The sequence below is a fragment of the Paenibacillus sp. FSL R7-277 genome (genome assembly GCF_000517965.1).
GTDB lineage: Bacteria > Bacillota > Bacilli > Paenibacillales > Paenibacillaceae > Paenibacillus_AQ > Paenibacillus_AQ silagei.
Genome location: NZ_ASPX01000115.1, coordinates 279,419 through 305,853 on the forward strand (window position 1 = coordinate 279,419; position 26,435 = coordinate 305,853).

Annotated in this window: 22 protein-coding genes; 19 read left to right on the top strand and 3 right to left on the bottom strand. The window is 51.4% G+C overall.

Annotation, left to right across the window (positions count from 1 at the left end):
- Position 1 precedes the first annotated feature (1 nt).
- Entirely contained in the window at positions 2-724 is a 723-nt protein-coding gene (locus C173_RS29110) for a hypothetical protein (RefSeq protein ID WP_036731841.1), read from the top strand.
- A gap of 196 nt (positions 725-920) precedes the next feature.
- Here the strand turns inward: C173_RS29110 and C173_RS29115 are convergent, their stop codons facing one another.
- Both C173_RS29115 and C173_RS29120 read right to left on the bottom strand, forming a co-directional pair.
- Positions 921-1,364 (bottom strand): DUF6773 family protein, encoded by a 444-nt coding sequence (locus tag C173_RS29115; RefSeq protein WP_036731844.1) that lies wholly within the window; start codon positions 1,362-1,364, stop codon positions 921-923.
- The gene (locus C173_RS29120) at positions 1,342-1,566 is read right to left on the bottom strand and encodes a helix-turn-helix transcriptional regulator (protein WP_036698494.1); all 225 of its coding nucleotides are present in this window, start codon (positions 1,564-1,566) and stop codon (positions 1,342-1,344) included. Before C173_RS29120 ends, C173_RS29115 begins: the two co-directional genes overlap by 23 nt.
- 224 nt (positions 1,567-1,790) lie before the next feature.
- Here C173_RS29120 and ric point away from each other — a divergent pair, with 224 nt between their 5' ends.
- From ric to C173_RS29150, 6 genes are all read left to right on the top strand, one after another.
- Positions 1,791-2,486, top strand: coding sequence for an iron-sulfur cluster repair di-iron protein (gene ric / locus C173_RS29125; protein WP_155991686.1), 696 nt, complete (start codon positions 1,791-1,793; stop codon positions 2,484-2,486).
- A 132-nt stretch (positions 2,487-2,618) separates the two neighbouring features.
- Positions 2,619-3,305 carry a hypothetical protein gene (locus tag C173_RS29130; RefSeq protein WP_036731847.1) on the top strand — a complete coding sequence of 229 codons (687 nt, stop codon included), beginning with the start codon at positions 2,619-2,621 and terminating at the stop codon, positions 3,303-3,305.
- 267 nt (positions 3,306-3,572) lie between these two features.
- Complete coding sequence (nirB, locus tag C173_RS29135) at positions 3,573-5,957, top strand: nitrite reductase large subunit NirB (protein ID WP_051478624.1); 2,385 nt, start codon at positions 3,573-3,575, stop codon at positions 5,955-5,957.
- Between the two features lie 25 nt (positions 5,958-5,982).
- Positions 5,983-6,327, top strand: a complete 345-nt coding sequence (gene nirD / locus C173_RS29140) for a nitrite reductase small subunit NirD (protein ID WP_036731853.1) — start codon at positions 5,983-5,985, stop codon at positions 6,325-6,327.
- A gap of 19 nt (positions 6,328-6,346) precedes the next feature.
- Complete coding sequence (locus tag C173_RS29145) at positions 6,347-7,165, top strand: formate/nitrite transporter family protein (protein ID WP_036731856.1); 819 nt, start codon at positions 6,347-6,349, stop codon at positions 7,163-7,165.
- 101 nt (positions 7,166-7,266) lie between these two features.
- Positions 7,267-7,887, top strand: a complete 621-nt coding sequence (locus tag C173_RS29150) for an NAD(P)-dependent oxidoreductase (protein WP_036731858.1) — start codon at positions 7,267-7,269, stop codon at positions 7,885-7,887.
- 115 nt (positions 7,888-8,002) lie between these two features.
- On the opposite strand, the gene C173_RS29155 is transcribed toward C173_RS29150, so the two are convergent.
- Positions 8,003-8,722, bottom strand: coding sequence for a Crp/Fnr family transcriptional regulator (locus C173_RS29155; protein WP_245368069.1), 720 nt, complete (start codon positions 8,720-8,722; stop codon positions 8,003-8,005).
- Between the two features lie 418 nt (positions 8,723-9,140).
- On the opposite strand from C173_RS29155, the gene C173_RS29160 reads away from it, so the two are divergent.
- The 12 genes from C173_RS29160 (at position 9,141) to adhE (ending at position 26,206) form a co-directional block, all read left to right on the top strand.
- Positions 9,141-11,444 carry a glycoside hydrolase family 65 protein gene (locus C173_RS29160; RefSeq protein ID WP_036731860.1) on the top strand — a complete coding sequence of 768 codons (2,304 nt, stop codon included), beginning with the start codon at positions 9,141-9,143 and terminating at the stop codon, positions 11,442-11,444.
- Positions 11,444-13,774 (top strand): glycosyl hydrolase family 65 protein, encoded by a 2,331-nt coding sequence (locus tag C173_RS29165; RefSeq protein WP_036731861.1) that lies wholly within the window; start codon positions 11,444-11,446, stop codon positions 13,772-13,774. The genes C173_RS29160 and C173_RS29165 overlap by 1 nt, the downstream gene beginning before the upstream one ends.
- Positions 13,775-13,779: 5 nt before the next feature.
- Positions 13,780-14,409, top strand: coding sequence for a beta-phosphoglucomutase (pgmB, locus tag C173_RS29170; protein ID WP_051478626.1), 630 nt, complete (start codon positions 13,780-13,782; stop codon positions 14,407-14,409).
- A gap of 80 nt (positions 14,410-14,489) precedes the next feature.
- Positions 14,490-15,290, top strand: a complete 801-nt coding sequence (locus C173_RS29175) for an alpha/beta hydrolase (protein ID WP_036732148.1) — start codon at positions 14,490-14,492, stop codon at positions 15,288-15,290.
- Positions 15,291-15,359: 69 nt separating this feature from the next.
- The gene (locus C173_RS29180; RefSeq protein WP_036731865.1) at positions 15,360-15,869 is read left to right on the top strand and encodes a GNAT family N-acetyltransferase; all 510 of its coding nucleotides are present in this window, start codon (positions 15,360-15,362) and stop codon (positions 15,867-15,869) included.
- Positions 15,870-15,937: 68 nt separating this feature from the next.
- A complete protein-coding gene (locus C173_RS35225; protein WP_209871228.1) occupies positions 15,938-16,111 on the top strand; it encodes an alpha/beta hydrolase in 174 nt (57 codons plus the stop codon).
- A gap of 282 nt (positions 16,112-16,393) precedes the next feature.
- Positions 16,394-18,187 carry a cache domain-containing sensor histidine kinase gene (locus tag C173_RS29185; RefSeq protein ID WP_036731867.1) on the top strand — a complete coding sequence of 598 codons (1,794 nt, stop codon included), beginning with the start codon at positions 16,394-16,396 and terminating at the stop codon, positions 18,185-18,187.
- A gap of 13 nt (positions 18,188-18,200) precedes the next feature.
- Positions 18,201-19,529: a response regulator gene (locus C173_RS29190; RefSeq protein ID WP_036731869.1), complete on the top strand. Its 1,329-nt coding sequence runs from the start codon at positions 18,201-18,203 to the stop codon at positions 19,527-19,529.
- 214 nt (positions 19,530-19,743) lie between these two features.
- A complete protein-coding gene (locus C173_RS29195; protein ID WP_155991687.1) occupies positions 19,744-20,571 on the top strand; it encodes a carbohydrate ABC transporter permease in 828 nt (275 codons plus the stop codon).
- 1 nt (position 20,572) lies between these two features.
- On the top strand, positions 20,573-21,445 hold the full coding sequence (locus C173_RS29200) for a carbohydrate ABC transporter permease (RefSeq protein WP_036731871.1): 873 nt from the start codon (positions 20,573-20,575) through the stop codon (positions 21,443-21,445).
- A 132-nt stretch (positions 21,446-21,577) separates the two neighbouring features.
- Entirely contained in the window at positions 21,578-23,047 is a 1,470-nt protein-coding gene (locus C173_RS29205; protein WP_036731872.1) for an ABC transporter substrate-binding protein, read from the top strand.
- Positions 23,048-23,584: 537 nt separating this feature from the next.
- Positions 23,585-26,206, top strand: a complete 2,622-nt coding sequence (gene adhE / locus C173_RS29210) for a bifunctional acetaldehyde-CoA/alcohol dehydrogenase (RefSeq protein ID WP_036731873.1) — start codon at positions 23,585-23,587, stop codon at positions 26,204-26,206.
- The last annotated feature ends 229 nt before the right edge of the window (positions 26,207-26,435 follow it).

The following is a 26,435-nucleotide window of genomic DNA, read 5'->3' on the forward strand; positions in this document are numbered from 1 at the left end:
CATGACCATCACCTTGTTTTCCCGGGAAATAACCTATGGAAAAAAGGATGTCGCCGAACTGGAGACTGCTTCGATTAAAGTACAGCTGATCTATGACAAGGTGTTGTTCATGCTTCATAGCTATCTCCCGGATTCTCTGTGGGATGCTTGGATCGGTGTGCCCTATGAGATCATTTCTTCTCTATATAAAGGGGACAATGACAGCGGGAGCGTATTTCAGAAATGGATTCAAGGCCCGTCCGGCTGGAAATGTATCGGTTGTGAACGGCATTGCCTGGAGCCGGTAACGGCTAAGGGAGGGAGTGGCTCAAATGCTCAGCGCCGTTTTACTTTTCATAATGGAATTAGCCAGAGCATGGTACTTCAAGCTGTGATCTGGTCTATGTATGAGAACACGCGGCTGCTCCAGCCTTACTTGGGGGAGGAGGCTTTTCTGAGTGAGGAGGATATGGAGCTGATCTCTGTATATTTCGTGCCCACCTACCCTACCCCGGCACCGCTAAGCGAATTGAACAAACCGGCCAAAGAATATAAGGATAAGAACATCAGAGTGTATCAGGAATGGATCTCTGCCCCCGATCTGGTGCTGCAGTGGAACGGCGGCCTGACCGAAGGCAGATGGATGACGGGTGTATATGTGGATCGTTCGCGGTTCGCCGGACTTGGCCCCTACCTGAAGGATGCGCAGGGCAAGCGGACTTACATGCAGGCGACGGTTCGATAGAAAAGGTGAAGCTCGAAAAAAAGAGTTGAACTTGAAGCCAGGTCGTCGCTGCGGTGAACATTTGGACTTCCGGCCGCTATTGTGTTTGGATTTCCTGATACAAACCGCTCTTCGCGGTAGAAATCCAAACACAAAGGCGATCGCTCCGCTCCTCCTTTATTTGTACTTCTAGTCACTCACAGCAGTACAAGCCACTCTACTCCGCCCGGTTATTCCTCCGCCGGATCAAGTACACGGTGCTTAAGATGACCAGTCCTGCTGTAACGGAAATGACCAGAATCACCTTCCCGTTCGCACCGCTGTTTGTTGCTGATTGGGCGGCTGGATTCACGAAAGTAACAATAAGGATGCAGGCTGCCACCACGATCGCCAGCAGTGCACCCAGAACGTTTTTCCCTTTTGCTCCGCCCTGTGCTCCGCCCGGTCCCACATATGCACCGCTCCAGATCAGCCGTACGAGATAGAAACCCACACCCAGCATGAAAATTGCGTAATTACTAAGCGGATATTCCAGCCACTTCATTCCGTAGTTTTGCAGCGCCATGTCTGCCAGCAATAAGAATGCCATCAAAAGAAATGCCTGATTCCCCGCCTTGTGCCGCTGCTGCAATTGTCTCTCATCCAGGTTCGTTCTGCTCATCCTTCGTTCCCTCCCAAAATAATTGATCCAGCGTCTTCCCAAGTGTTACACAAATGTCAATGCACAACCTCAGGGTGGGGTTGTAATCACCATTCTCAATCGCGATAATTGTCTGTCTTGTGACCCCCACGGCATCCGCCAGCTGCTTTTGCGACATGTCTTTTGCCGCTCTCGAGGCTTTGAGCCTCAGATTCTTCCCCATTCCCTCACCTCACGCATATTGTAAAATATATAAAACAAAATGTCTAGTATATTTAACATTGAAAACAAAAAGTTCGCGTTCATTAAAATTTGTTATATTTAGTGCGTACAATCACAAGTTCCGCCTAAGGCCAGTGATAAGGTGTAGAAGTGAAAAGAAGCACAAACCTACATCTAACCTGAGGAGGGGCCAACATGGCGTCCAATCAATTAAACGATACAACAATTCATCCCGGGTTCACCCCGGAAGCAATGGTCAGAGATATTGTCCTGCAGTTCCCCAAAGCAGCAGATTATTTCAAGGCACAACGGATCGATTTCTGCTGCGGAGGTGCCAAGCCGCTGGCTGAAGCCGCTGCCGAGAAGGGTCTTGATCCGGCAGCAATGGTGCAGGAGCTGAACAAGCTGCAAGAGCAGCACCCGGTTCTGGAAGAGGATACCGCCTGGAACGAGGCTTCTTCGGAGGAGCTGGTGGATTATATTGTGAACAAGCATCACCGTTATCTGCGTGAAGAGCTTCCGCTAATCAGTCAAAATGTAACCAAGGTGTTCCGCGTTCACGGTGAGGATTCACCGCACCTCGGAGAAATGCACCGTCTGTTCAATATGCTGCGTGAAGAGCTGCTGCAGCATACAGCGAAGGAAGAAGAGAGCGAATTCCCTAAGATGCTGGCCTACACTCAGAACCCAACCGAAGAAGGACTTGCGGAGCTGCGCGGACTGCTGCATAATTTGGAAGCTGAGCATGACGGGGCCGGAGAGATTCTGCGCGAGCTGCGCAGAGTTACTAATGACTACACACCGCCCGCACATGCCTGCACGACTTATCGCCTGACCTATGCCCGCCTTGAAGAACTGGAAGGCATGACTTTCGAACATGTACATCTGGAGAACAATATTTTGTTCCTGCGTTATCAATAGGACCTGCTGCAAGGTAGAAGTCCCTTCGGGGGCTTTTTACTTTTTCTTCCGGCAGAAATGATTTGAGAACCCTTCCTCTATGCGTTATCCTTAAAGAGTCTGGGAAAATACATATGAAGGCGGTGCCGTGGGATGTCCACGAAATGGATGCGCTTCATGCTGTGCCTTCTCTTGCTGGCCGCGGCAAGCGGTTGTGGATTGGGATCAGAGAATGGCGGCAGCAGTAACGGAGGCCAAGGATTAACCTTTTCAGTCAAGGTGGGTGACAGTGAAATGGCCGGAAGCTCGGCCAGATTGCTTAACGAAGCTTATGTGCCTGGGAATTCAATAATAGAGCTGTTCAGAAAGAGCGGCGTTGTTACATTTTCAGCGGATGGAACTAGTATTCTTGAGGTGAATAAGGTTTCCCTGGGTGAGGATATGAGCTGGGAGATTCAGGTGAACGGCAAGAAGGTTCAAGAGCTGAATACGACGCTGGAACCGGGTTCGGCCATTACGATGTCAGCAGGGCCTGCCGGAACCGGAAAGATGTTTCAGCCTGTCATCATCACGGTGAACGGGGGGAGCGAGCAGCCGGAGCTGACACATTCGCATGTGCTTTCTTTTATGCAGGATATGTCCGTCAAGGGACTGCTCAAGAACAGCGGTATGGTCCGGCTTGCCGAGGATAACCGGACGGTGCTTTCCGTGATGGAATATACCCCGCTCAGCAGCGAGGAATGGAGACTGAAGGTCAATGATAAAGGTCTGCTCGGTAATGGAGTGGACATGAAGCTCAGTCCGCAGGACAAGCTGGAGATCTCTCTGGTACTGAAATAAGTGAATGAAGTATAGGAGTGAGATCGTGTATCAAATGAATGGATATCTGTGCGAAACTGCATGGGTATCCGTTTATTTTGGACAGGAGAAGTCATATCCACTTGTGTGAAAAAATTCACATAACGTGTGACTGTGGTCACACTTGTCATGGAATTGGGGACAGTATAATTTCTCTATCAGGTAAAGTTATTGAAGAAATCAGAGTTTCTGAAGGAGGGTCTACCAGTGGCAGCGGAAAGAGAAAAGTTAGTGCTGATTGGGAATGGCATGGCGGGAGTAGGCACTATTGAGCAGATTCTGAAGCTGGGCGGCGCTTATGATATTACTGTCTTCGGCAGTGAGCCGCATCCCAACTATAACCGGATTATGTTGTCCTATGTACTTGAAGGCAGCAAAACGATTGAAGACATCATTCTTAATGATCTTGGGTGGTATGAGGATAATCATATTACACTGTATACTGGCACGACGGTTACCCGGATCGATGAACAGAACAAACTCATATTGACCGATAATGGACTGGCGGTTCCTTACGATAAAGCAATTATTGCAACAGGCTCGAATTCTTTCATTCTCCCCGTACCCGGCAGCACCAAGGATGGGGTAGTCGGCTTCCGCGATATCGCAGACTGCGATGCGATGCTGGCAGCGGCGAAGCAGTACCGCACGGCGGCTGTGATCGGTGGAGGACTGCTAGGTCTTGAAGCTGCAAAAGGCCTGGTCAACCTGGGTATGGATGTTACCGTTGTGCATCTGCTGGAGGATCTGATGGAGCGCCAGCTGGACCGTACCGCTTCTTCAATGCTGCAGGCAGAGCTTACACGTCAAGGTGTGAAATTCGCCATGGGCAAGCAGACGGTAGAGCTGACAGGCGAAGAACGGGTTACCGGTCTGCGCTTCAGTGACGGCAGTGAGCTGCCGGCAGAGTTTGTCGTGATGGCTGTTGGAATCAAGCCGAATGTCCAGCTTGCGAAGGACAGTGGAATCACCGTTAACCGCGGGATCGTAGTTGACGATTATATGCAGACTTCTATGGCAGATGTGTATTCTGTCGGCGAATGTACAGAGCACCGGGGAACCTGCTACGGATTCGTCGCACCGTTATTCGAGCAGGGCATGGTTCTCGCCAAGTATCTGTCCGGTGTACAGACTCCAGGCTATGAAGGCTCAGTTGTAGCAACCAAGCTCAAAATTTCCGGGGTAGATGTATTCTCCGCTGGTGAATTCACCGAAACACCGGAGCATTCCGTCATTTCTGCCAAGGATGAATGGAAGCGAACCTACAAGAAGATTCTGCTTAAGGATAATGTGATTGTCGGCGCCGTTCTGTTCGGTGATGTAACGGAATCTGCCAACCTGCAGAAGCTTGTGAAAAACAGCACAGAGATGAACAATGAAATCTATGATGAAGTTATGGGCACAAGCTGCTGCGGCGGAGGCGGAGCCAAGAAAGGCATGTCCGTTGAAGCGATGGCTGATGAAGAAATCGTCTGCGGCTGCAACGGCGTAACCAAAAAAGCGATTGTGGATGCTGTTACGGAGAACGGCTTCACTACGGTGGATGAGATCAAAGCCTGTACGGGTGCAACCCGCTCCTGCGGCGGCTGTAAGCCGGTGGTGGAGCAGATTCTGCAATTCGTTCTCGGAGACAGCTTCCAGCAGAGCGCCAAGCAGGGGATCTGCAGCTGCACCTCGCTTAGCCGGGATGAGATCGTAGCCGAGATTACGGCTAAAGGCCTCCGGACCACCAAGGAAGTCATGCATGTCCTGGACTGGAAGCAGGCAGAAGGCTGTTCGAAATGCCGCCCTGCAGTGAACTATTATCTGGGGATGATCTATCCTGACACACACGAGGATGAGAAGGAATCCCGATTCGTCAATGAACGGATGAGCGCCAATATTCAGAAGGACGGAACTTATACAGTTATACCGCGGATGTATGGCGGGGTGACCACTCCTGAGGATTTGAAGCGGATTGCAGATGTGTCCCTGAAGTATGATGTGAAGGTTGTGAAGGTAACGGGCGGACAACGTCTTGACCTGATCGGTGTCAAAAAAGAAGATGTACCTAAGGTGTGGGAGGAGCTGGATATGCCGTCCGGCTATGGTTATGCGAAGTCACTGCGCACGGTAAAAACTTGCGTGGGTTCACAGTTTTGCCGCTTCGGCACACAGGATTCCATGGGCATGGGCGCTATGCTTGAGCGTAAATATGAGCGGCTGGATATGCCGGCCAAGTTCAAGATGGCGGTTAACGGCTGTCCGCGTAACTGTGCCGAGTCCTGCACGAAGGATATCGGGATTGTCGGCAATGACGGCGGCTGGGAGGTATTCATCGGCGGCAACGGCGGGATTAAACCACGGATCGCAGATGCCTTCTGCAAGGTGAAGACCGACGAGGAGCTGGTTGAGGTCTGCTCCGCTGTTATCCAGTACTACCGTGAGACCGGTAATTACCTGGAGAGAACCTCCGAATGGGTAGAGCGTATGGGTCTTGAGCATATCCAGACAGTGGTTATGGGGAATGACGACAACCGTAAAGAGCTTGCGGCACGTATTGACTTTGCACTGGCCCAGGTGAGTGATCCTTGGCGGAAAATGCTGGATGACAAAAACACCCGTACTGCGCTGTTCGAAGAGACACAGGTATAGTCTAAAGGGAGAGGGAGAGAGCATAATGGAACGGAGCAATCGGGAATATACGATAGGTGCAGTGGAAGAGTTCATGCTGCAGATCGGCCGGGTAGTTCATGCAGGAGAGGTGGAATTAGCCATATTCCGCACATCGGACGGCGCAGTCTATGCGGTCCGCAACCACAGTCCCCACCCGAAGGGCGGTCCGCTCGCGGAAGGCATCGTATCAGGCTATTATTTATATGATCCGCTGCATGACTGGAAGATCGACCTTCGTACCGGAGAGGTTCAGGCACCGGACCGGGGGCAGGCAGAAGTCTATCCGGTTACAGTAGAGGGCGGAGTTGTTAAGGTCACTCTGCCTGCGGCAGTAACAACCCTAAATTAAAGGAAGAGCAGGTGCGGATATGTTTACGCAGAGCGTAGAGAATATCGTTGAGACAGCCGTAGGGAAACGCGACAAAATGAATGAGAGCCTGCCCAAATATTTTTTGGCGGCCCTCCTGGCAGGAGCATATGTGGGGATTGGTATTATTCTGATCTTCTCACTGGGGGCACCGCTGGCAGCGATTAAGTCACCGTTCCAGCCGCTGATTATGGGAGCATCCTTCGGGATTGCCTTGACCTTGGTTGTATTCGCAGGCTCAGAGCTGTTTACAGGTAATAATATGTTCTTCACGGTAAGCACACTTGCCGGGAGAACTACAGTCTGGGACACGGTGAAGAACTGGGTCCTGGTATTCCTCGGCAATGTGGCCGGTGCTGTGGTGCTGGCGCTGCTGATTCAGGGATCGGGCCTCTTCAAGGCAGCGCCTGCCGAGCATCTGATCTTCGCAGCCGCCGCCAAAAAGATGAGCCTACCGTTCTCGGAGTTGTTCTTCCGCGGCATCCTCTGTAATTGGCTGGTCTGCCTGGCGCTGTGGATGTCCTCCCGCGCCAAGAGCGAAGCGGCGAAGCTGGTCCTAATCTGGTGGTGTCTGTTCGCCTTTATCGCGAGCGGCTATGAACACAGTGTAGCGAACATGACACTCCTCAGCGTAGCCGTGCTGCTGCCGAATCATCCAGAGACAGTGAGCATCGCCGGCTGGTTCCACAACATGATTCCGGTCACGCTCGGCAATATCATTGGCGGCGGTGTCTTCGTCGGCATGGCCTACTGGCTGATCTCGCCTGTACGGACTCCGCGTAACGTATCTGCTACCCCTCAGACTAAGAAGGCAAGCTAACTTTAATATAAAGCCCCGCAGCTGCTACATGGCTTCGGGGCTTTTTTGCCGCTCTATCCCTGCTATAATAGGGATAATTCTTACCAGGAGGTTATTTTCATATGAATATATTGATTCTAGGTGCCACAGGCCGGGTGGGGAGCCACATGGTTACCCATGCTCTTCAGGATGGACATCATGTGACCGTACTGGTCCGCAGGCCGGAGAGGGTTCAGCCGCTCCATGCCAACCTGACGATCATTCAAGGTAATGTGCTTAATCAAGAAGATATCGCCCGGGCAGTGCAGGGGAATGATATAGTTATTAGTGCATTGAACACCGATGGGACAACCACGCTTACAGACAGTATGCCTTTTATCATCGGAGCCATGTATGAAGAGGGTATAGAGCGCATTATAACCGTAGGAACTGCGGGCATTCTCCAGAGCGAGCTTTCCCCGGAACTCCTGCGTTACCAATCCAGCGAATCTAAACGCAGGTCCACCCGTGCTGCAGAAGAACATGAACAAGCCTATCGCTTGCTGGAGCGATCGACTCTGAAATGGACCATTGTGTGCCCAACCGCTCTGGTGGAAGGAGAACGTATGGGGACCTATCGTGTGAGACGAGATATTTTGCCCGGAGGCGGTACTGAAATATCTGTAGCGGATACAGCGGAATTCACTTATAGTCAAATTGATGCTAGCGATTTCATAAGAGCCCGTGTGGGTATAGCTTACTGATAAGGGGAAGTGGGCAGAAAAAAAGACGCCGGACAGGGCGCCTTGACCACTCTATTAAATTTATTGGGTCAGATATGTTTCAATGAGGTGAATAGAGGGTATTATTGATAGGAAATTAAATTCGGCAAATTTCATTAGGACATAATTCGCAGTGGCAGATTTCCTGAAGCATCGCCAGATCCTTGATGACGATCATGCCATTCTCATACTCCACTGCATCTTTTTTGCGCAGATCACTAAGCATCCGGTTAACGCTCTCACGGGTAGCGCCGATCATGTTGGACAGATCTGTATGCGTGATTTTTTTGTTGATTAGAATGCTGTCTCCCGTCTTCTCGCCATAGGTGTTGCCAAGACGGATCAGTGTGGAGCAGAGTGCGCCCGGTTTGCCGTACATCATCAGATCGCGGAATTTGGTCTGTGTGAGACGGTGATGGATCCCCATCCATTTCATGAAGTCAATGGAGAAGTCGCAGTGCTGGCAGATCAGAATCTCCAGATCCTTCTGCTCGATTACGCCAACTTCACTCTCTTCAATGACTTCGGCCGTGAAGCTATGCTTCGTGCTGAAGAACGGGTCAGCCTGACCTACCATATCGCCAGCCTGATACATATACAGAATCAGTTCCTTGCCTTCGTCTGTAGATTTGGTCAATTTCACACGTCCACGCTTGATATAAAACAGTTTATCCGAGAAATCGCCTTCCCAGAACAGGTGTGATCCTTCAGGGACTACACGTTCCTTCATGGTGACCAACAGGCGGTTAAAGTTCTGCTCGGAGAAACAGTTTGTATTGCCGCGGGCTTCGATAACATTATAATGTTCCTTTATCATAATCGACATCCCCTTTATTCCCTCAGTTTTTCAGTAAATTTTAAATTAATTATACCTTGAAATTCCTCTTTATGGGTAAGTATTTTCGTATAAAAGTGTCGAATTTTTAACATTGTGATAAATTTCACTTCATTTTTGTGAGAAAGCTTATGTTTTTGGGCGTATGATAGGCTTCTTTACATGATTCAAAGGATATTATATCAGTTGTCACCTGTTCTGGATAGATGCAGAGGGGGGCGGCTTTTTTGCGTTTGTCGTCCGTATTCCATATGATCCGTACAAATGCACATAACTCGCTTACAGGCGGACCTTGGTCACGGGCGGGCTTAGCGATACTCTGGAACTAAAGTGTCTGTTGTTTCCGCTGTGTGAGCGGAGGAGCGGACAAAGCCTCACTTAGCGAAGGAGAGTTTCAATTATGGCAAAAGTAGCAGATCCCTATCTGAAGGTCGATCCCTGGGCAATTATTGAGGAAGGCTTTGATCCGGAACGCAACCGGACTTCGGAATCTATTTTTTCACTGGGCAATGAGTATATGGGGGTACGGGGGTATGCGGACGAGGGCTACAGCGGCGATTCCTTGCCGGGGAGCTATTTCAACGGGTTGAATGAGCAAATGGAGGTTGGCAATCATTATAAAGGCATTATCCGGTCGCTGCGCTACATGGTGAATAGCGTGGACTGGCTGCATACCCGGATCTCGGTGGACGGTGAAACCCTGGATCTGGCGCACTCCCGCATAGGGACGTATACCCGCAGATTGGACTTCCGGACGGGAACCTATACACGGGAGTTCATCTGGCTGCTGGCGGACGGGAAAAAGCTGAAGCTCTGCTTCACACGCTTGGTCAGCATGACTCTGTCCCATCTGGGACTGCAGCAGATTAGCTTCACCGCGCTTAATTTCACGGGTAAGGTAGATATTTGTACTGGCCTTGACTTCGGCATGGTTCATGAGGAACACGGCCAGAGTATGTGGAAAGAGCAGCAGCGCGGCGGGGAAGGAGCAATAACTGCCATTATGGCCCGTACGCTGACAACCGGAAATCAGCTTTTCTCGGGCTTTGTCCTGAAGTCTTCACAGGCGCTGCATACGGAGCTTGTGGAAGATGACCGGTATATCGGGCGGCAATTCTCACTTATGCTGGCTGAAGGGGAGCCTGCATCCTTCACGAAGCTTGTGGTCAATGTGACAGGCACGGATGCTGCCCCAGCTACAGACCGTCTCTGGACAAAAGGCATGGAGCTTGCAGCAGCGGCGGACCGGCTGGTGGAGGAAGAGGTGGTTGCTGACCAAGCCTCCTATTGGAGCAGCATCTGGGCAACCAGCGATATCCGGATTGAGGGCGACCCGGAGAATCAGCAGGGCATCCGTTTTTGTATTTTTCAGCTGTATCAGACATATCACGGGGACCATCCCGGGTATAACATCGGTGCCAAAGGGTTAACCGGCGAAGCTTACCGGGGGCTTGCCTTCTGGGATACCGAGTCCTACTGTCTGCCGTTCTATCTGTTCAATAACCCGAAGGCGGCCCGCAGTCTGCTGGAATTCCGCTACAAGACGCTGCCTCAGGCGCTCCAGCGCGGGAAGGATGTGGATTGCGCGGGCGCATTCTATCCGATTGCCACGATTGACGGGACAGAGAGCTGTGACCTGTGGCAGCATTCTAATCTGCAGCTTCATGTCGGGACAGCAGTCGCCTACGGCATCTGGCATTATGTGAAGAACACCGGCGATCTGGAATTCCTCTACAGCAAAGGCGCCGAAATGCTGATTCAGATCAGCCGTTTCTACGCATCCCGCGGCCAGTGGGGTCAACGCACCGGGGAATACGGATATTTCGGCGTGATGGGGCCGGATGAATTCCAGCTGATGGTTAACAATAACTGCTACATCAATCTGTTGGCTCAGAAGTTATTCGAATATACGCTCGAAACAGTAGCCCTCATGAAGGCGGAGGCGCCTGAAGAATATGCGGCGGTTATAGCGGTTACTGCACTCCGCGAGGAGGAATTGGCTGACTGGAACCACAAGCGTGTCCATATGAAAATTCCGTTCGATCCCGGCAGCGGCATCTACGAGGAGCATGACGGATTTTTTGATATGCCGCATATCGACATTCATTCGATTCCGGTTGCAGAATTCCCGCTGTACTCGAATTGGTCGTATGACCGCCTGTACCGTTACGATATGATCAAGCAGCCGGATGTGCTGATGTTCATGTTCCTGTACAACGGGCAGTTCTCCCGCGAGACCAAGCTGGCGAATTATGAATATTATGAACCGAGGTGTATTCATGAGTCCTCGCTCTCGCCGTCGATTCACTCGATTCTGGCCAGTGAGCTGGGCAAATCGGAGGAAGCGTACCGGTTCTTCGAGTTCGCCACGCGCCTGGATCTGGACAACTATAACCGCAATACCCGGGAAGGGCTGCACACCACATCGATCGCCGCAGCGTGGATGAACATCGTCTACGGCTTCGGGGGGATGCGCTCGGATGGAGATTGCCTGTCCTTCCGGCCGGTGCTGCCGCAGCGGTGGACCGCTTACAGCTTCCAGGTGATGTGCAGGGGCGTACTGCTGGGTATTACGGTAAATGCAGAGTCGGTTTCCTTCAGAGCAGTCAATGGCGGAAGCACAGAGGTGCTGATCTATGATCAGCGGGTGACCGTAGATGAAGCAGGAATCGAGCTTCCTCTCGCTGAAGGGATGACTGTGTAATGGACTGGACGGTAAGTGAGCGCAGCTTCGAGCCTGGGCGGATTACGGCGAACGGCAACAAATTTATGACCGGCAATGGCTATATGGGCTTCCGGGGAGTCCTTGAGGAGTTCGGGAAGGAGCAGCTTGCGGCGGTTACATTGGCCGGAGTGTATGACCGGGCGGGCGACAAATGGCGTGAGCCGGTGAACGCACCGAACGGGCTGTATACGGTAGTCAGCGCCAACGGCTGCAAGCTAAATGTGTTGGATACCGAACCATTGGCTCATACTCAGAGCCTGGATCTCCGCTCAGCTATCCACCGGCGGGAGACAATGTTCAGCATCCCGGGAGGCGGGAAGCTGACCCTGACCGCAGAGCGGTTCCCCAGCATGGATCAGCTCCATCTGCTGGCCGCCAGATGGACCCTTCACTGCACCGCCGACTGCCGGATAGAGATTACGACAGGAATTGATGGCGCGGTGTGGGATATCAACGGCCCCCATCTGCTGGAGCAGCAGAGCCGCTCTGCTGGCGGCGCGCTGCTGTCAACAGCAGTTACCGGGGAGCTGGGGCTGCCGTTGGCGGTGGCGGAGCTTACAGTGTTCGGCTTGGCAGAACAGGAGAAGCGGGTAGATGCTGTTATCGAGCTGGATAGGGGAACCGCGCTGCGCCATATTTCTGTAGAAGCCAAGGCTGGTGAGTCTTATGCATGGTGCAAATATGCAGCCGTGTACACGGGCCTGGATATAGAAGGCACTCCTGCGGAAGGCAGCCCTGATGAGCAGGCGGTGCGGGCTGTCCAGGAGGCCGCCGCTACAGGGTATCCCGGCCTGCTGGAGGCTCACCAGCGCAAGTGGGCGGAGCGATGGTCACGCAGCGATTGTATCATTGAAGGCGATGAAGAGGCGCAATTCGCGCTGCGGTACAGTATGTATCAGCTGCTGATCATTGCACCGACGAAGTCGGAGAAGGTCTCGATTCCGGCGCGCGGCTTGTCCGGGCAGGTCTATAAGGGGGCCGTATTCTGGGATACGGAGATGTTCATGCTGCCCTTTTTCCTGCACAGTGATCCTGGGATTGCCCGCAATCTGATGATGTACCGCATCCACACGCTGGACGGAGCACGGCGGAAGGCGGAGGAATACGGATATTTAGGCGCCTTCTACGCATGGGAGAGTCAGGACTCCGGGGATGATGCCTGCACTCTGTTCAATGTGAACGATGTATTTACCGGGCGCCCCATGCGGACCTATTTCCGTGATAAGCAGATTCATATCAGTGCAGATGTCGTGCACGGACTCTGGCAATACGTGACCTTCACGGGAGATGACAGCATCCTGGCGGACGGCGGGGCGGAGGTGATCTGGGAATGTGCGCGTTTCTTCTATTCCTATGCTTATTATAATCCCGTGAAGCAGCGGTATGAGCTGCTGGATGTTACCGGACCGGATGAATATCATGAGCGGGTGAATAATAACGCATTTACGAGCGCCATGGTTCAGGAGACACTGAAGATTGCCTTGCAGACAGCAGAAAGGTTGCAGGACAAATATCCGGCTGTGTATAACGGTCTTGCTGAATCGTATGCAGACGGGCCGTTCCTGGATGAATTCACAGCAATGCTGGCACAGCTCTATGTTGCGCAGCCGGACCCGGATACGCTGGTGATTGAACAATTCGACCGTTATCTGCAACTGGAGGATGTGTCTCTGGCTGAGCTGAAGGCACGGGTCATTCACCCGAATGAGTACTGGGGCGGAGGCAACGGGCTGGCTGCAACCACAAGAATCCTGAAGCAGGCCGATGTGGTGCTCATGCTTCATCTGTTCCCGGACAGATTCAGCAGGGAAGTGAAGCAGGCCAACTGGAAATTCTATGAGCCGCGAACCGAGCATGGCTCCAGCCTCAGCGCGTGTATCTATGCGCTGGCTGCAGCGCATATCGGCTTGCCGGATTGGGGATATCCGTATTTCATGCGCACTGCCACCGTAGATCTAACCGGTGAATCGAAGCAGTATGTCGGTGACCTCTATATTGGCGGGACGCATCCGGCGGCGAACGGGGGCGCGTGGATGGCTGCGGTTCTTGGCTTCGCGGGTGTGCGATTTGATGGCCAGACCGTCACCCTTAAGCCGTCTCTGCCGGAGACCTGGAGTTCCATTGAGCTGCCGGTAATCCTGCGCGGAGGCAGCTTCCGGCTGCGGATCGGCCGCGAAGAGATCACGGTTACGGCAGCGCCGGGCAACAGCGAAGCGGTTAGCTTCGCCGGGTTCGGCGGTGAGGCGGTGCCGTGCCCTCCCGGTGCGATCCTGAAGTTAGCGTATGAGTCCAATCAGAGAGGAGCATGACAATGATGCTGGAGCATATGAAGGGCGCTATCTTCGATCTGGATGGCGTGATTGTAGACACGGCGAAGTATCACTATCTGGCCTGGCGCTCGCTCGCCGGGGAGCTGGGCTTCCCGTTCACCGAACAGGACAATGAGCGGCTCAAGGGTGTCAGCCGGATGAGATCCCTGGATATTCTTCTAGAGATTGGCGGCCTTGAATACAGTGAGGCGGAGAAGCTGGCGATGGCGGAGAAGAAGAACCGCCTCTATGTAGAATATATCTCAGGTCTGGATGAATCAGAGCTGCTGCCCGGAGTCAGAGCCTATCTGAATGCGCTCAGAGCACGCGGCGTGGGTATTGCCCTTGGCTCTGCGAGTAAGAATGCGGAATTCATACTGGATAAGCTGAATATTGCGGGGCTGTTCGACGTTGTTATTGACGGCAATAAGGTAGCCCGGGCTAAGCCGGACCCTGAGGTGTTCCAGTCTGCCTGCCGGGAGCTGGGGCTGCAGCCGCAGGACTGTGTGGTATTCGAGGATGCCGAGGCCGGAGTAGCCGCCGGCAAGGCGGCAGGAATGCAGGTGGTCGGCATCGGGAAGCCTGAAGTGCTGAAGGCAGCGGATCTGGTGATATCCGGATTGCATGAATTGTAAGGGCTTGATAGAATGGCTCTTGAGGAACTTTTTTCCTCTATTATCTATTCTATTATAGAAGGAAAGCTTGAGGGATGATGATGGAAACGTTGTTGCTATGGCCTGAAGGGGCGCCTGGAGCGCTGGGAACCAGCGAAGAGGATCAGCCTGCGATTATACCGTATTTAGTAGAAGGCAAGGGGAATGCTGCTGTGCTGGTCTGTCCGGGAGGCGGGTATGCGATGCGTGCCGACCATGAAGGCGGTCCGGTTGCGCAGTGGCTGAATACACTGGGCATCTCCGCCTTCGTATTGCGCTATCGTGTAGCGCCCTATCAATACCCGAGTGCGCTTCAGGATGCGCAGCGGGCGCTGCGTACGATCCGCTTCCGCGCGGACGAATTCGGCATTGACCCGGCTCGGCTCGGCATTCTGGGCTTCTCGGCAGGCGGACATCTCGCTTCTACCGCAGGGGTATCTTATGATCTCGGTAATTCTGATCACCCGGAGCCATTGGAGCGGCTGTCCAGCCGTCCTGACCGCCTGATTCTATGCTACCCGGTCATCTCGATGACCGAAGGGGTCACACATCAAGGCTCGAAGGAGAATCTGCTGGGAGACATTCCTGATGCGGAGCTGTCGCTTAAGCTCAGCAGCGAGTTCCAGGTAACCCCGGACACGCCGCCAACGTTCCTCTGGCATACCTCGGACGATGATTATGTCCCGGTGGAGAACAGCCTGCTGTTCGCTGCAGGTCTTAGCCGTCATAAGGTTCCATTCGATCTGCATATCTATGCGCACGGTGTACACGGTCTGGGCTTAGCCCCTGAAGAGCCGCACACCCGGACTTGGACGGATGCCTGTGCCTCGTGGCTGCAATTGAATGGCTATACCAGAGCGTGAACTTCTGCTTCAATGTCCGTGTCCAAGGATAGGGTGATACGAGAGGCTCAGGAAAGGCAGGTACATATTATGGAGCTTAGATTTTCACAAGTGAATACAGCGGAAGAAATTGCTGAGGTTGCCCGGTTGGCAGCAGAAATATGGCACGAACATTATGTCTCCATTATTACCGTCGCGCAGATTGATTACATGATTGAAAAGTTCCAATCGGTTCCCGCGATAACGGATCAGATCCATCATCAGGGCTACGAATATTACTTGATCCATAACGGCGAAGGCTCCACAGCCGGATATATGTCGGCCAGAGAAGAGGAAGGGAAGCTCTTTTTGAGCAAGTTTTATATCGGCAAGGAGTACAGGGGGCGCAGCTATGCCAGCCAAGCGTTGGCCTTCCTGGAGAAGCTGTGTCAGGACCGTAATCTGACTCATATCTGGCTGACAGTCAATCGTGATAACGAAACCAGTATTGCAGTATATAAGAAAAAAGGCTTCCGGACCCTACGGGGACAAATGGCGGATATCGGCAATGGATTTGTTATGGATGATTTTATAATGGAAAAAGAAATTCCTGTTCCCTAAGCGAGGAAGCGTGGAAAGGAACTACATATTCATGAACAAGGGTTCGGGTTCATCCTCAATTAGACCCTATGACTCCTTACCGCTTCAGCAGACCATTTTATGACCATCTTAAAAGCAGAAAAGAATCTGTGATTCTAGAGGGTGCAGGTCATTTTCCGATTGAACAACCGGGGCTGGAGCAGATGATTGCTGCTGTGCTTGCTTTTTTGAGAACAGTAGAGGAAGAATTACAGCTAGCATAAGCCGTCCGGCTCAATGTGCTCAGGATGAAGCACTATAAAACCAGTCCAACGCGGGATGTTCGTGTGAGGGCTGGTTTTTACTTGGGTGAGAAACTCCATATAAATGGACATAAAGAACTTTGAAATAAACCTGTGTAAGCGCTTATACGTTTGTTAAAATATAAGAAATTATAGGTTGCACACGATAACTTATCCTTCTATTTCTCGCTGAAACGGTACCGTCCTTTAAAAGGACGGCAAAGCCGTTTCCACTTGTATTATTGAAACTGGAGGTGAATCCAGATGTTGTCCATGCTTGTGAAACCCATTGTCAGGCTCAGTGTTAAGCAGCAGTTGATTCTGCTGTTCCTGATCATGATTACGCCTATTCTGATTCTGAACAGCTACGGCAACTACAAGGCAGAGGAGATTCTGAAGCGCCATGTGACCAATGCCTATGTGGAGCTGAACAAGCAGAATTTCGCCATCATTAACAGAGACATCGATACGGTGAATAAAATAACGACCACCGTCATCCAGAATCCGGTCCTGCAGCAGCTCAACATGAGCGGGAATGATACGGTGCTGGAGCGGGTGGAACGTTATGAGACCATCGAGAAGCTGCTCGGCAGCTATTCGCAGGGAGCGGAGCGGGGGGACGGCATTTACTACTCGCTGTACGTATATGATCCAGATAACTACTACTTTTTCGCTCCCAATTTTCCGCAGGTGAAGAAGGCGGGGGTTTATTTTTTCTCCAAAGAGGAACAGCCGTACTGGTTCGAACAGGTGGTGCAGCAGAAAGGCCGCGGTACCCTGATGTTCACCGAGAAGCTGAGTCCGCAGGCCGAAGATCTGAAGACGCTCACTTATGTCAGGGCTGTCAATAATATCTACCGGGGGGAAGGAACGCTCGGCGTGCTGGTGGTGACCAAGATGGAATCGAAGATCGGTGAATCGCTAAGGTCCATCTCACTGCCGGACGGGGAAATCTATCTGACGGATATGAGCAACCGTGTATTGGCCTCCACCACGAATTCAACCGGAGAGGTGATCGTTCTGCCGGACGGCTCGGAGGCGGGAGATCCGGAGGGAACCGAGGATATTATCACTGATGACTTCATCTATGTGGTGAACAACAATCATGCCTTTGAGCAAAAGCTGGTCTACAAGGTACCCGTCAAATCCCTGCTCCAGCAGCAAAACGAAATGAAACGCGTCATTCAATACATAACAGTGGCCTACGCGCTGTTCGGACTGATCATCATTACCTACTTCTGGCGTTCGCTGATGACCCCTTTGCAGAAGCTGGCTTTTTTTGTGCGCAAGTATGAGCCGGGCAACCGTGTGCCCGAGACTCCCCGCAGAGGAAGCAACGATGAGGTCAGTGTGCTGATTAACGCCACGTATGATATGGCCCGCAGGCTCAACAGCCTGATTATGTACAAATACCAGATGGAGCTGAAGCAGAAGGAATCACAGCTGCAGCTGCTCTATCAGCAGATCAACCCGCATCTGCTGTACAACACCCTGGAGAGTATTTATTGGAAAAGCTCGCTCGAAGGCAACGTGGAATCCGCGGAAATGATCAAGGAATTATCCAAGCTGATGAAGATCAGCTTAAGCCGGGGCCGGGAGCTGATCACGCTCGAAGAGGAGCTTGAGCATGCCGGTGCCTACATCAAGCTCCAGCAGCACCGGCATGATTATGTGTTCGCCGTTATCTGGAATATTGCTCCCGGGACGATCAGGAATCTGATCCCCAAGATCACGCTGCAGCCCCTGATCGAGAATGCGATTATCCACGGGGTTAAGCATATGGAGGAGGACGGCGAAATCATTATTACCTCTGTGCTGGAGGATGGCCGGATTCGGATTACCATTGAGGATAACGGCTATAAGCAGGTCGATTATAAGGCTATCGAGCAGATTCTCAATGACGACAGCCCGAACCCGGTGAACGGCTACGGTATCCGGAATATCCATCAGCGTGTGCAACTGCACTTCGGCGGGGATTACGGGATCAGCTACAGACCGCGCGAGTGCGGAGGCACGATAGTAAGTGTGATCCTTCCGAAGTCAGAGACTATAGAGTAGAGGAGAGAATACGGTGTTCAATATACTTGTTGTTGATGATGAGCCGCTCATTTGCAAAGGACTGAGCAGTCTGCTGGCTGCTTCCGGGCTGGATATTGACCATATCTATACGGCTGGCAGCGGGTATGAGGCACTGGATTGTATCCGCATGGAGGAGATCGATCTGCTTGTGACGGATATCCAGATGGGGGCTATGAGCGGGATCGAACTGATGCAGCATGCCAAAATGACCAGGCCCTGGATGCAGACGATCGTCATCTCTGCGCATGAGACCTTTCAGTACGCCCAGATGGCCGTCCGGCTGGGGGCGAGAGACTATCTGATCAAGCCGCTGAACAGTGAGCAGTTCCTGGATTCGGTGCGCAGTGTCGTCCTGAAGATGAATAGACCGTCGCCGGAGCTGGCCACATATATGGATGGGAATGCAGACCGTTTCCGCCTGGAGGAGCCGCTTCCCGAGTACAGCGAGCTGCTGAACAGCCTGCTTACGGAGACTGCGGCGGTGCTGGGGGCAGAGGAGAAGCGGCGCAAGCTGGATGAGCTGAGTCTGCAGGGGCCGTTTTTTGCGGTGATCAAAATCAAGCTTCCCCTGCCGCAAGACCGGCCTGAGCAGAGGTACACTACCCACGATCATAGCCTGCTGCGTTACGCTGCCTTGAATATTGCCAAGGAGCTGCTCGACCAGGAATGGAATTCTACCGCGTTCTATTCGCCGGACGGGGAGATTACCGTGTTGATTCAGTGGGATGAGCAGAGCTACGAGGAGCCATCCACCGGCCAGCTGAGCCGCCTGGAGGTGCTGGGCCGCAGCCTCCATTACAATATTAACCGCTATTTGCAGCTCCGGGCTGTCATCGGCATTAGCCAGATTCTGAAGGGGCTGAGCTTCATGGATGTGCTGAACCGGCAGGCCTCGAAGGCGATCCTCTGGAACAACGAGCATGCCGATCATTATGTGTTCTATTATGGGGATTTCAACTGGAACAACTATGCTGCTGATCCGTCACCTGAGGAGCTGCATACGCATAGCAATCTGATCGTTCAGAAGGCGAAGGAATACATTGACGGGAATTACGCCCAGAAGGGTCTGACGATCCATGAAGTAGCGAAGAAGAATCATGTCAGCCCTAATTACCTGAGCTATCTGTTCAAGAAGAATACAGGCTATAACCTCTGGGAATATGTCATTAAGCTGCGGATGGAGGACAGCCGGGAGATGATTCTGAACACCGATCTGCGGCGGTATGAGATTGCGGAGCGGGTAGGATACGAGTCGCCGGAGCATTTCAGCAAAATTTTCAAAAAATACTTTGGACTCAGCCCCAGCGAACTGAAGAAGTAAGAACGCTTACGATTGCCATAGATATAGACATGTTAAGTCTCTCCCTCATTTCCTACAATGAAGACAGGAGGCGCTTTCCCATAAAGTGCTGAAAGACGACAGGAATGAGGGAGCCGGAATGAATCAGTCTGCTGCGTTACATGATCACCTTCCAGCGGAGCTGGAGAGCAAGCCGTACAAGCAGAACCGCTGGAAAAAGAATTATTGGGGCGTGATGTTTCTTGTCCCCGCATTGATTATCTTCATTATGTTTATGTGGGTGCCTATCTTCAAAGGGTTCCTGTACAGCTTCTACACCGTTGATTTCGTCAAAGGGAATACCTTCGTCGGCCTGGACAATTATGCCAGGGCCCTTACTGACCCCGATGTACTGATTGCTGTCAAAAACACCTTGTACTATATGCTGCTCTGCCTGGTGATCGGCTTCTGGGTTCCGATTGCCTTTGCCATTGCCATCTCCGAGCTGCGGAAATTCGGCGGATTCGTGCGCGTTGCTGCGTATTTGCCATATGTCATGCCTGCTGTAGTCCTATACGGGCTGTGGCGCTGGCTGTATGATCCGGTTGGACCGATAAATGCCGTAATTGGCAGCACCGGAGCGGAGCAGATCGCCTTCCTGACCGATACCCGGTGGTCGATGATCTCGCTGGTCTTCATGGAGACCTGGCAGCAGTTCGGCTCGGGGATGCTGATCTATCTTGCTGCGGTGTTAAGTATTCCCCGGGACTGGTATGAAGCCGCCGAGATTGACGGAGCCGGAGTCTGGGCCCGTATCCGCCACATCACCCTGCCTTCGCTGCGCAACCTGATTCTGCTGATGCTGATTCTTCAGGTGATTGCCACCTCTCAGGGCTACCAGTCACAGCTGGCCTTGCTGGACGGGGGGCCGAACAATGCTACGCTGACGTATGCGCTGCTTATTGTGAAGTATGCTTTTACCAGACTGGATTATGGTACGGCGACTGCGCTGGGGATGCTGATGTTTGTTGTTCTGGGCGGTTTGGGCATTCTACAGTTCAAGCTTAACAAGGAGGACAACTAGAATGAAGAGCGCAGACAGAGGTATTCTCTCGGAGCATGACCTGAAAAAGACCAGCAATAGGGTGGTCTACGGAATTATGGTGCTGTTCATTGTCCTGATGATATTCAGCATGCTGTATCCCATCCTCATGACGATGTTCAACGGTCTAAAGTCGAATATCGAGGTCAATTCCTTTCCGCCGCATTTTTTTCCGCAGGAATGGCATTTCGGTAATCTGAAGGATGCGCTGGATTATATCGATCTGGCTATGTTTCTGCGGAACACCCTGTATATTTTTGCAGGGAATATGGTCGCTACCTTGATTGTACTGGGACTCGCGTCCTTCAGTATCTCACGGATGAATGTGCCGTACCGCAAGGTCTTCTATTTCTTCTTCCTGATGACGCTGTTCATTCCGGCTACGAGCTATATGATTCCGAACTTTGTTAATCTAAAGGAGCTGGGCCTGCTCAATCAATATGCGGCCTTCTGGCTGCCGGCAGGCGCGAACACGTTCTTCTTCCTGCTGCTTAAGAATTTCTTCGACGGGATTCATCCTGAGATTCTGGAAGCCGCGCGGATGGACGGGGCCTCGGAGCCGAGAAGCTTCTTCACCATCGCGGTGCCGCTGTCGATTCCGATTTTTGCAACACTGGCGATCTTCATCTTCTCCACAGCCTGGAATGACTGGTTCTGGCCATCGCTGGTCATGCACAGTGAGGAGAAGTATACGCTCGCTACCGCTATCTATAAGTACGTTATCAATGTAAAAGCGCTGAATACGAACATCAAATTCGCAATTCTGTTCATTGTCTCTCTGCCGCCGATCCTGGTATTCCTGGTCTTCCAGAAGTTCATTATGCGCGGAGTTTCATTGTCTGCGGTCAAAGGCTGAGCAGGAAGGATGAGGTCCGGTAGAGATCGTACTCCTGCACATGAAGGGAATATAAATACACCTCGTTTGTAAACGGTTTCTCTTTTAAGATGAATTTGTAAGCTCATTATGATATGGAAAAGGGGAGTTACCATGCGTAAAGTTTCCAGCGTATTCGCCTGTCTCCTGGTCACGGGGACCTTATTGTCCGCTTGCGGCGGCAATAATAACGGCAACAAGCCGGCGGCTGACGGGGGAGAAGCGACACCTGCACCAGCAGCAACCCAGGCGGCGGAAGAGTCAGCCACTCCGTCTGCAGCACCGGCTGACGATATCACCCAGAGAAAGGTAACAATCAAAATCCACTATCCTACGCCGGACCTGACCGAGGTGAGAGCGCAGGAGGATGACAAGATCAAGCGGTTCCAGGAAGTCTATCCGAACGTGGAGATCGTCAAGGACGACTGGCAGTATAATGTAAGCGAGATCGGAGTGAAGATGGCAGCGAATGAAGCGCCGACCTTCTTCAACACGTATGCCACCGAAGCCAAATTCCTGATTGAGAAGGGCTGGGTAGCTGACATCACCGATCTGTGGAACAATTATGAGTTCAAGGATCAGATCAATCCTGTGCTGCAGAACCAGTTCATCATTGACGGCAAGGTGTATGGAGTTACCCAGAAGGGTTACGTCACTACAACAATGATCAACAAGAAGATGCTGGATGACAAAGGTGTAGCCGTACCTCCAATGGATTGGACCTGGGACGACATGCTGAACACAGCCAAAGGAGTGGCCGATCCCAAGAAAGGTATCTCAGGGATTGCCCCGATGGGCAAAGGCAACGAAGCCGGCTGGAACTGGACCAACTTCCTGTTCGAAGCAGGCGGGGAGATTCAGAAGATTGAGGGCGGAAAGGTGGTGGCCACCTTCAATTCCGAAGCTGGTGTTAAAGCGCTGGACTTCTATAAAAAGCTGAGATGGGAAGCCAAAGCGGTTCCCCAGGATTGGGCGCTCGGCTGGGGCGATGCGGTAGGTGCCTTCCAGCAGGGCCGTACCGCGATGGTAATGGCCGGATCTGACGGAGTCATTGAACAGGCGCTTAACCAGGGCGGGTTCAAGCCGGAGGATGTGCTGACCTATCCAATGCCTGCGGCTGAGAAGGGCGGCAAGCATACCGGTGTTCTCGGCGGCGACTATCTGGTCATCAACCCTAATGCCAGCAAGGATGAGCAGGAGATGGCCTTCCGTTATATTACCTTCGACTATTTCTCGGATAAAGGTCTGGAAGCGCTCGATGCCATTCTGCAGCAGCGCAAGGCGGACGGCAAATACTTCATTCCGCCGCTTCTTGATTACTATGCTGCCGATTCCGACTTCGGCAAGAAGACCAAAGCAGTGTATGACAAATACTCTGATATTGTATATCAATACAATACAGATATTATGGCTCTACTCGACGGCAAACCTGAGGCGCAGTACAATACCCAGGACTACTATGCAACCATGTCCAATGTCATTCAGGAGCTGTTCGCCAAGGAAGGCACGGACTCCAAGGCCCAGCTTGATGCAGCAGCCGCAACCGTACAGAAGAAATTTTTCGATACCATTAAGGTGGAGTAGCCTGGGACGTCTCTTTCTAGACTTAGGGGAAGAGATGAATAAGGGGGGGACAGCAGAGATGCTGTCTCTTTTTTTATAAAAATATAAGAATTTATAGGTTGCACACGATAAATTATCCTTCTATTTCTCGCTGAAACGGTACCGTCCTTTAAAAGGACGGCAAAGCCGTTTCCACTTGGCAGAAATTTATATTTATATTCACCGTCAGAGTGAGTCTCTAGAAGAGCGACGGATGAACCGAAGTGATGGCTTGGCATTCATGAGCAAAATTCCCGAAGCCCAACCGGCATTGCAAGGCAAGATGGGCTATCAACGCTGCAGACTATCGTATTGCGTTCGCAGAATAGACAAATTTCAATTAAATATTACATATAATATGGTAAAAACACTAGTATATGATCGAATGAAAGCGCTTTGAAAACAACTCAAAAAAAACTTTATACTTTGTGAAAGATTTCACTATACAAGGTGAAAAGGATGTGCTAAGATAAATGTATAGAAAGAAACAACCTAAAAATTGACAGGAGGACGAGGGAGATGGCAGTTAAAAACGAAGTCGCCGCCCAAGTGAAACAAACCACCGCTGAAGAGTATATTCAGGTTTTGGTGGATAAAGCAAAGAAAGCCCACGAAGCGTTCATGGGCCTGGATCAAGAGCAGACAAACACAATCGTTCATGCAATGGCGCTGGCCGGACTCGACAAGCATATGTACCTGGCAAAACTGGCTGTTGAAGAAACAGGACGCGGAGTATACGAAGACAAAATTACAAAGAACATCTTCTCCACTGAATATATCTGGCACGGTATTAAGTACGACAAGACTGTAGGCGTTATTGAGGATAACGCTTATGACAGCTTCCAGAAGATTGCTGAACCAGTCGGAATCATTATGGGTATCACACCGGTAACCAATCCAACATCCACCACGATGTTTAAAGCTTTGATTTCCGCTAAGACACGTAACCCTATTATATTCGGTTTCCACCCGTCAGCGCAAGAGTGCAGTGCGGCAGCAGCCAAAATTCTGCATGATGCAGGCGTAGCAGCAGGCGCACCTGAGAACTTCATCCAATGGATTGAGCTTCCTACGATGGACAAAACAAACGCACTGATGAACAATCCGGACGTTGCACTGATTCTGGCAACCGGCGGATCGGCAATGGTCAAGGCAGCTTACAGCTGCGGCAAACCGGCACTCGGCGTAGGTCCTGGTAACGTGCCTGCTTTCATCGAGAAGAGTGCTGATATTGATCAGGCTGTAACAGACCTTATCCTGTCGAAGACTTTTGATAATGGTATGATCTGTGCTTCCGAGCAGGCAGTTATCATTGAAGAAGCCATCTTCGATCAAGTGAAAAAGAAAATGATTGCAAACGGCTGTTACTTTGTGAACAAAGAAGAAGCAGCTAAGCTGACCAGCGGCGCAATGAACGTAGAGAAATGTGCAGTTAACCCGGCTATCGTTGGCCAATCCGCTGTGAAGATCGCTGAAATGTGCGGCATTCAGGTTCCTGCCGGAACGAAGATCCTGGTAGCTGAGCTTGAAGGTGTAGGTACTAAATATCCATTGTCCGCTGAGAAGCTGAGCCCGGTTCTGGCTTGCTACAAGGTGAAGAATGCTGACCAGGGTATCGAACGCGCAGCTCAAATCGTTGAATTTGGCGGCATGGGCCACAGCTCGGCTATCCATTCCAACAACGAAGAAGTAATCATGAAGTTCTCCAACCGTCTGCAGACCGGACGTATTCTCGTCAACTCGCCATCGACTCACGGCGCAATCGGCGACATTTACAACACTAATATCCCTTCATTGACACTGGGCTGCGGATCTTACGGACGCAACTCGGTATCGCAGAACGTCACTGCAATCAATCTGATCAACGTGAAAAGGGTGAATCGTCGTACCGTGAATATGCAATGGTTTAAAGTACCTGACAAGATTTACTTCGAAAAGGGAGCCACTCAGTACCTGGCCAAAATGCCTGACATCACACGCGTTGCTATCATCACTGACCCTGTAATGGTTAAACTGGGGTATGTTGAAAGAGTTGAGCACTATCTGCGTCAGCGCCAGACTCCTGTAGCGATCGAAGTGTTCTCGGAAGTTGAACCGGATCCATCGACTACTACTGTAGAAAAAGGTACAGCTATGATGAACAGATTCCAGCCGGACTGCATCATCGCACTCGGCGGTGGTTCCCCAATGGATGCTGCCAAGGGCATGTGGCTGTTCTACGAACATCCGGATGCAGACTTCAACGGCCTGAAACAGAAGTTCATGGATATCCGCAAACGGGTATACAAATTCCCTAAGCTCGGCAACAAAGCGAAATTCGTTGCCATTCCAACCACTTCGGGTACAGGTTCTGAAGTAACATCGTTCGCAGTTATCACAGACAAGACAACAGGCAATAATACCAAGTATCCGCTCGCTGACTATGAGCTGACTCCAGACGTAGCAATTATTGACCCTGAGTTTGTCTACAGCTTGCCTAAGACTGCAGTTGCCGATACAGGAATGGACGTATTGACACATGCTATCGAAGCTTATGTATCTGTAATGGCCAGTGACTATACCGATGGTCTGGCAATCAAAGCCATCCAACTGGTGTTCCAGTGGCTGGAGAAATCCGCACTGCAAGGTGACAAGCTGGCCCGTGAGAAAATGCACAATGCTTCGACGCTTGCCGGTATGGCCTTTGCCAACGCATTCCTGGGGATTAACCACAGCTTGGCACACAAATGGGGCGGACAGTATCACACCGCACACGGCCGTACCAATGCGATCCTGATGCCGCATGTTATCCGTTACAATGCCAAGAAACCTACGAAGTTCGCTTCGTTCCCTAAATATTCGCACTTTGTAGCTGACGAACGGTACGCAGAAATCGCCCGTATTCTGGGATTGCCTGCACGCACTACCGAAGAAGGCGTAACCAGCCTGATCAATGCAATCCGCGACATGAACAAAAAACTCGGTATCGAAGAATCCTTCTCGGCTCTTGGTTTCGATCCTAAGGACTTCGAATCCCGTGTAGACTATCTGGCTGACCGTGCATTTGAAGACCAATGTACTACTGCCAATCCTAAAATGCCGCTGGTATCCGAGCTTGCTGATGTATACCGCAACGCATTCTACGGAAAATTCGATAACTAATTAACGGTTGCCTGGCAAAGAATAAGGTTAAAGGTTAATATGGGACTGGATGGAAGTGACAAATATCACCGAAAGAGTGATATTTGTCACAGTCCTTTTTCAGAAAATAAACTAAAATGTTTATATAGACAACGATCCCCGTTATGAAGATGTGATTGTGAATTTTATAACAACTATTAGCCTCGGGATCACGAGACACGGGATTAACCTTCAAGCCCGCGATCTCTAC

Coding starts and splice junctions, on each gene's coding strand:
- C173_RS35225 (WP_209871228.1), top strand. CDS start 15,938: ATGACTCCTTACCGCTTCAGCAGACCATTTTATGACCATCTTAAAAGC.
- nirB (WP_051478624.1), top strand. CDS start 3,573: ATGGCGGGAGTAGGCACTATTGAGCAGATTCTGAAGCTGGGCGGCGCT.
- pgmB (WP_051478626.1), top strand. CDS start 13,780: ATGCTGGAGCATATGAAGGGCGCTATCTTCGATCTGGATGGCGTGATT.
- C173_RS29160 (WP_036731860.1), top strand. CDS start 9,141: ATGGCAAAAGTAGCAGATCCCTATCTGAAGGTCGATCCCTGGGCAATT.
- C173_RS29195 (WP_155991687.1), top strand. CDS start 19,744: ATGTTTCTTGTCCCCGCATTGATTATCTTCATTATGTTTATGTGGGTG.
- C173_RS29200 (WP_036731871.1), top strand. CDS start 20,573: ATGAAGAGCGCAGACAGAGGTATTCTCTCGGAGCATGACCTGAAAAAG.
- C173_RS29110 (WP_036731841.1), top strand. CDS start 2: ATGACCATCACCTTGTTTTCCCGGGAAATAACCTATGGAAAAAAGGAT.
- C173_RS29165 (WP_036731861.1), top strand. CDS start 11,444: ATGGACTGGACGGTAAGTGAGCGCAGCTTCGAGCCTGGGCGGATTACG.
- C173_RS29205 (WP_036731872.1), top strand. CDS start 21,578: ATGCGTAAAGTTTCCAGCGTATTCGCCTGTCTCCTGGTCACGGGGACC.
- nirD (WP_036731853.1), top strand. CDS start 5,983: ATGGAACGGAGCAATCGGGAATATACGATAGGTGCAGTGGAAGAGTTC.
- C173_RS29115 (WP_036731844.1), bottom strand. CDS start 1,364: ATGAGCAGAACGAACCTGGATGAGAGACAATTGCAGCAGCGGCACAAG.
- adhE (WP_036731873.1), top strand. CDS start 23,585: ATGGCAGTTAAAAACGAAGTCGCCGCCCAAGTGAAACAAACCACCGCT.
- C173_RS29180 (WP_036731865.1), top strand. CDS start 15,360: ATGGAGCTTAGATTTTCACAAGTGAATACAGCGGAAGAAATTGCTGAG.
- C173_RS29175 (WP_036732148.1), top strand. CDS start 14,490: ATGGAAACGTTGTTGCTATGGCCTGAAGGGGCGCCTGGAGCGCTGGGA.
- C173_RS29185 (WP_036731867.1), top strand. CDS start 16,394: ATGTTGTCCATGCTTGTGAAACCCATTGTCAGGCTCAGTGTTAAGCAG.
- C173_RS29145 (WP_036731856.1), top strand. CDS start 6,347: ATGTTTACGCAGAGCGTAGAGAATATCGTTGAGACAGCCGTAGGGAAA.
- C173_RS29155 (WP_245368069.1), bottom strand. CDS start 8,722: ATGATAAAGGAACATTATAATGTTATCGAAGCCCGCGGCAATACAAAC.
- C173_RS29130 (WP_036731847.1), top strand. CDS start 2,619: ATGTCCACGAAATGGATGCGCTTCATGCTGTGCCTTCTCTTGCTGGCC.
- C173_RS29150 (WP_036731858.1), top strand. CDS start 7,267: ATGAATATATTGATTCTAGGTGCCACAGGCCGGGTGGGGAGCCACATG.
- C173_RS29120 (WP_036698494.1), bottom strand. CDS start 1,566: ATGGGGAAGAATCTGAGGCTCAAAGCCTCGAGAGCGGCAAAAGACATG.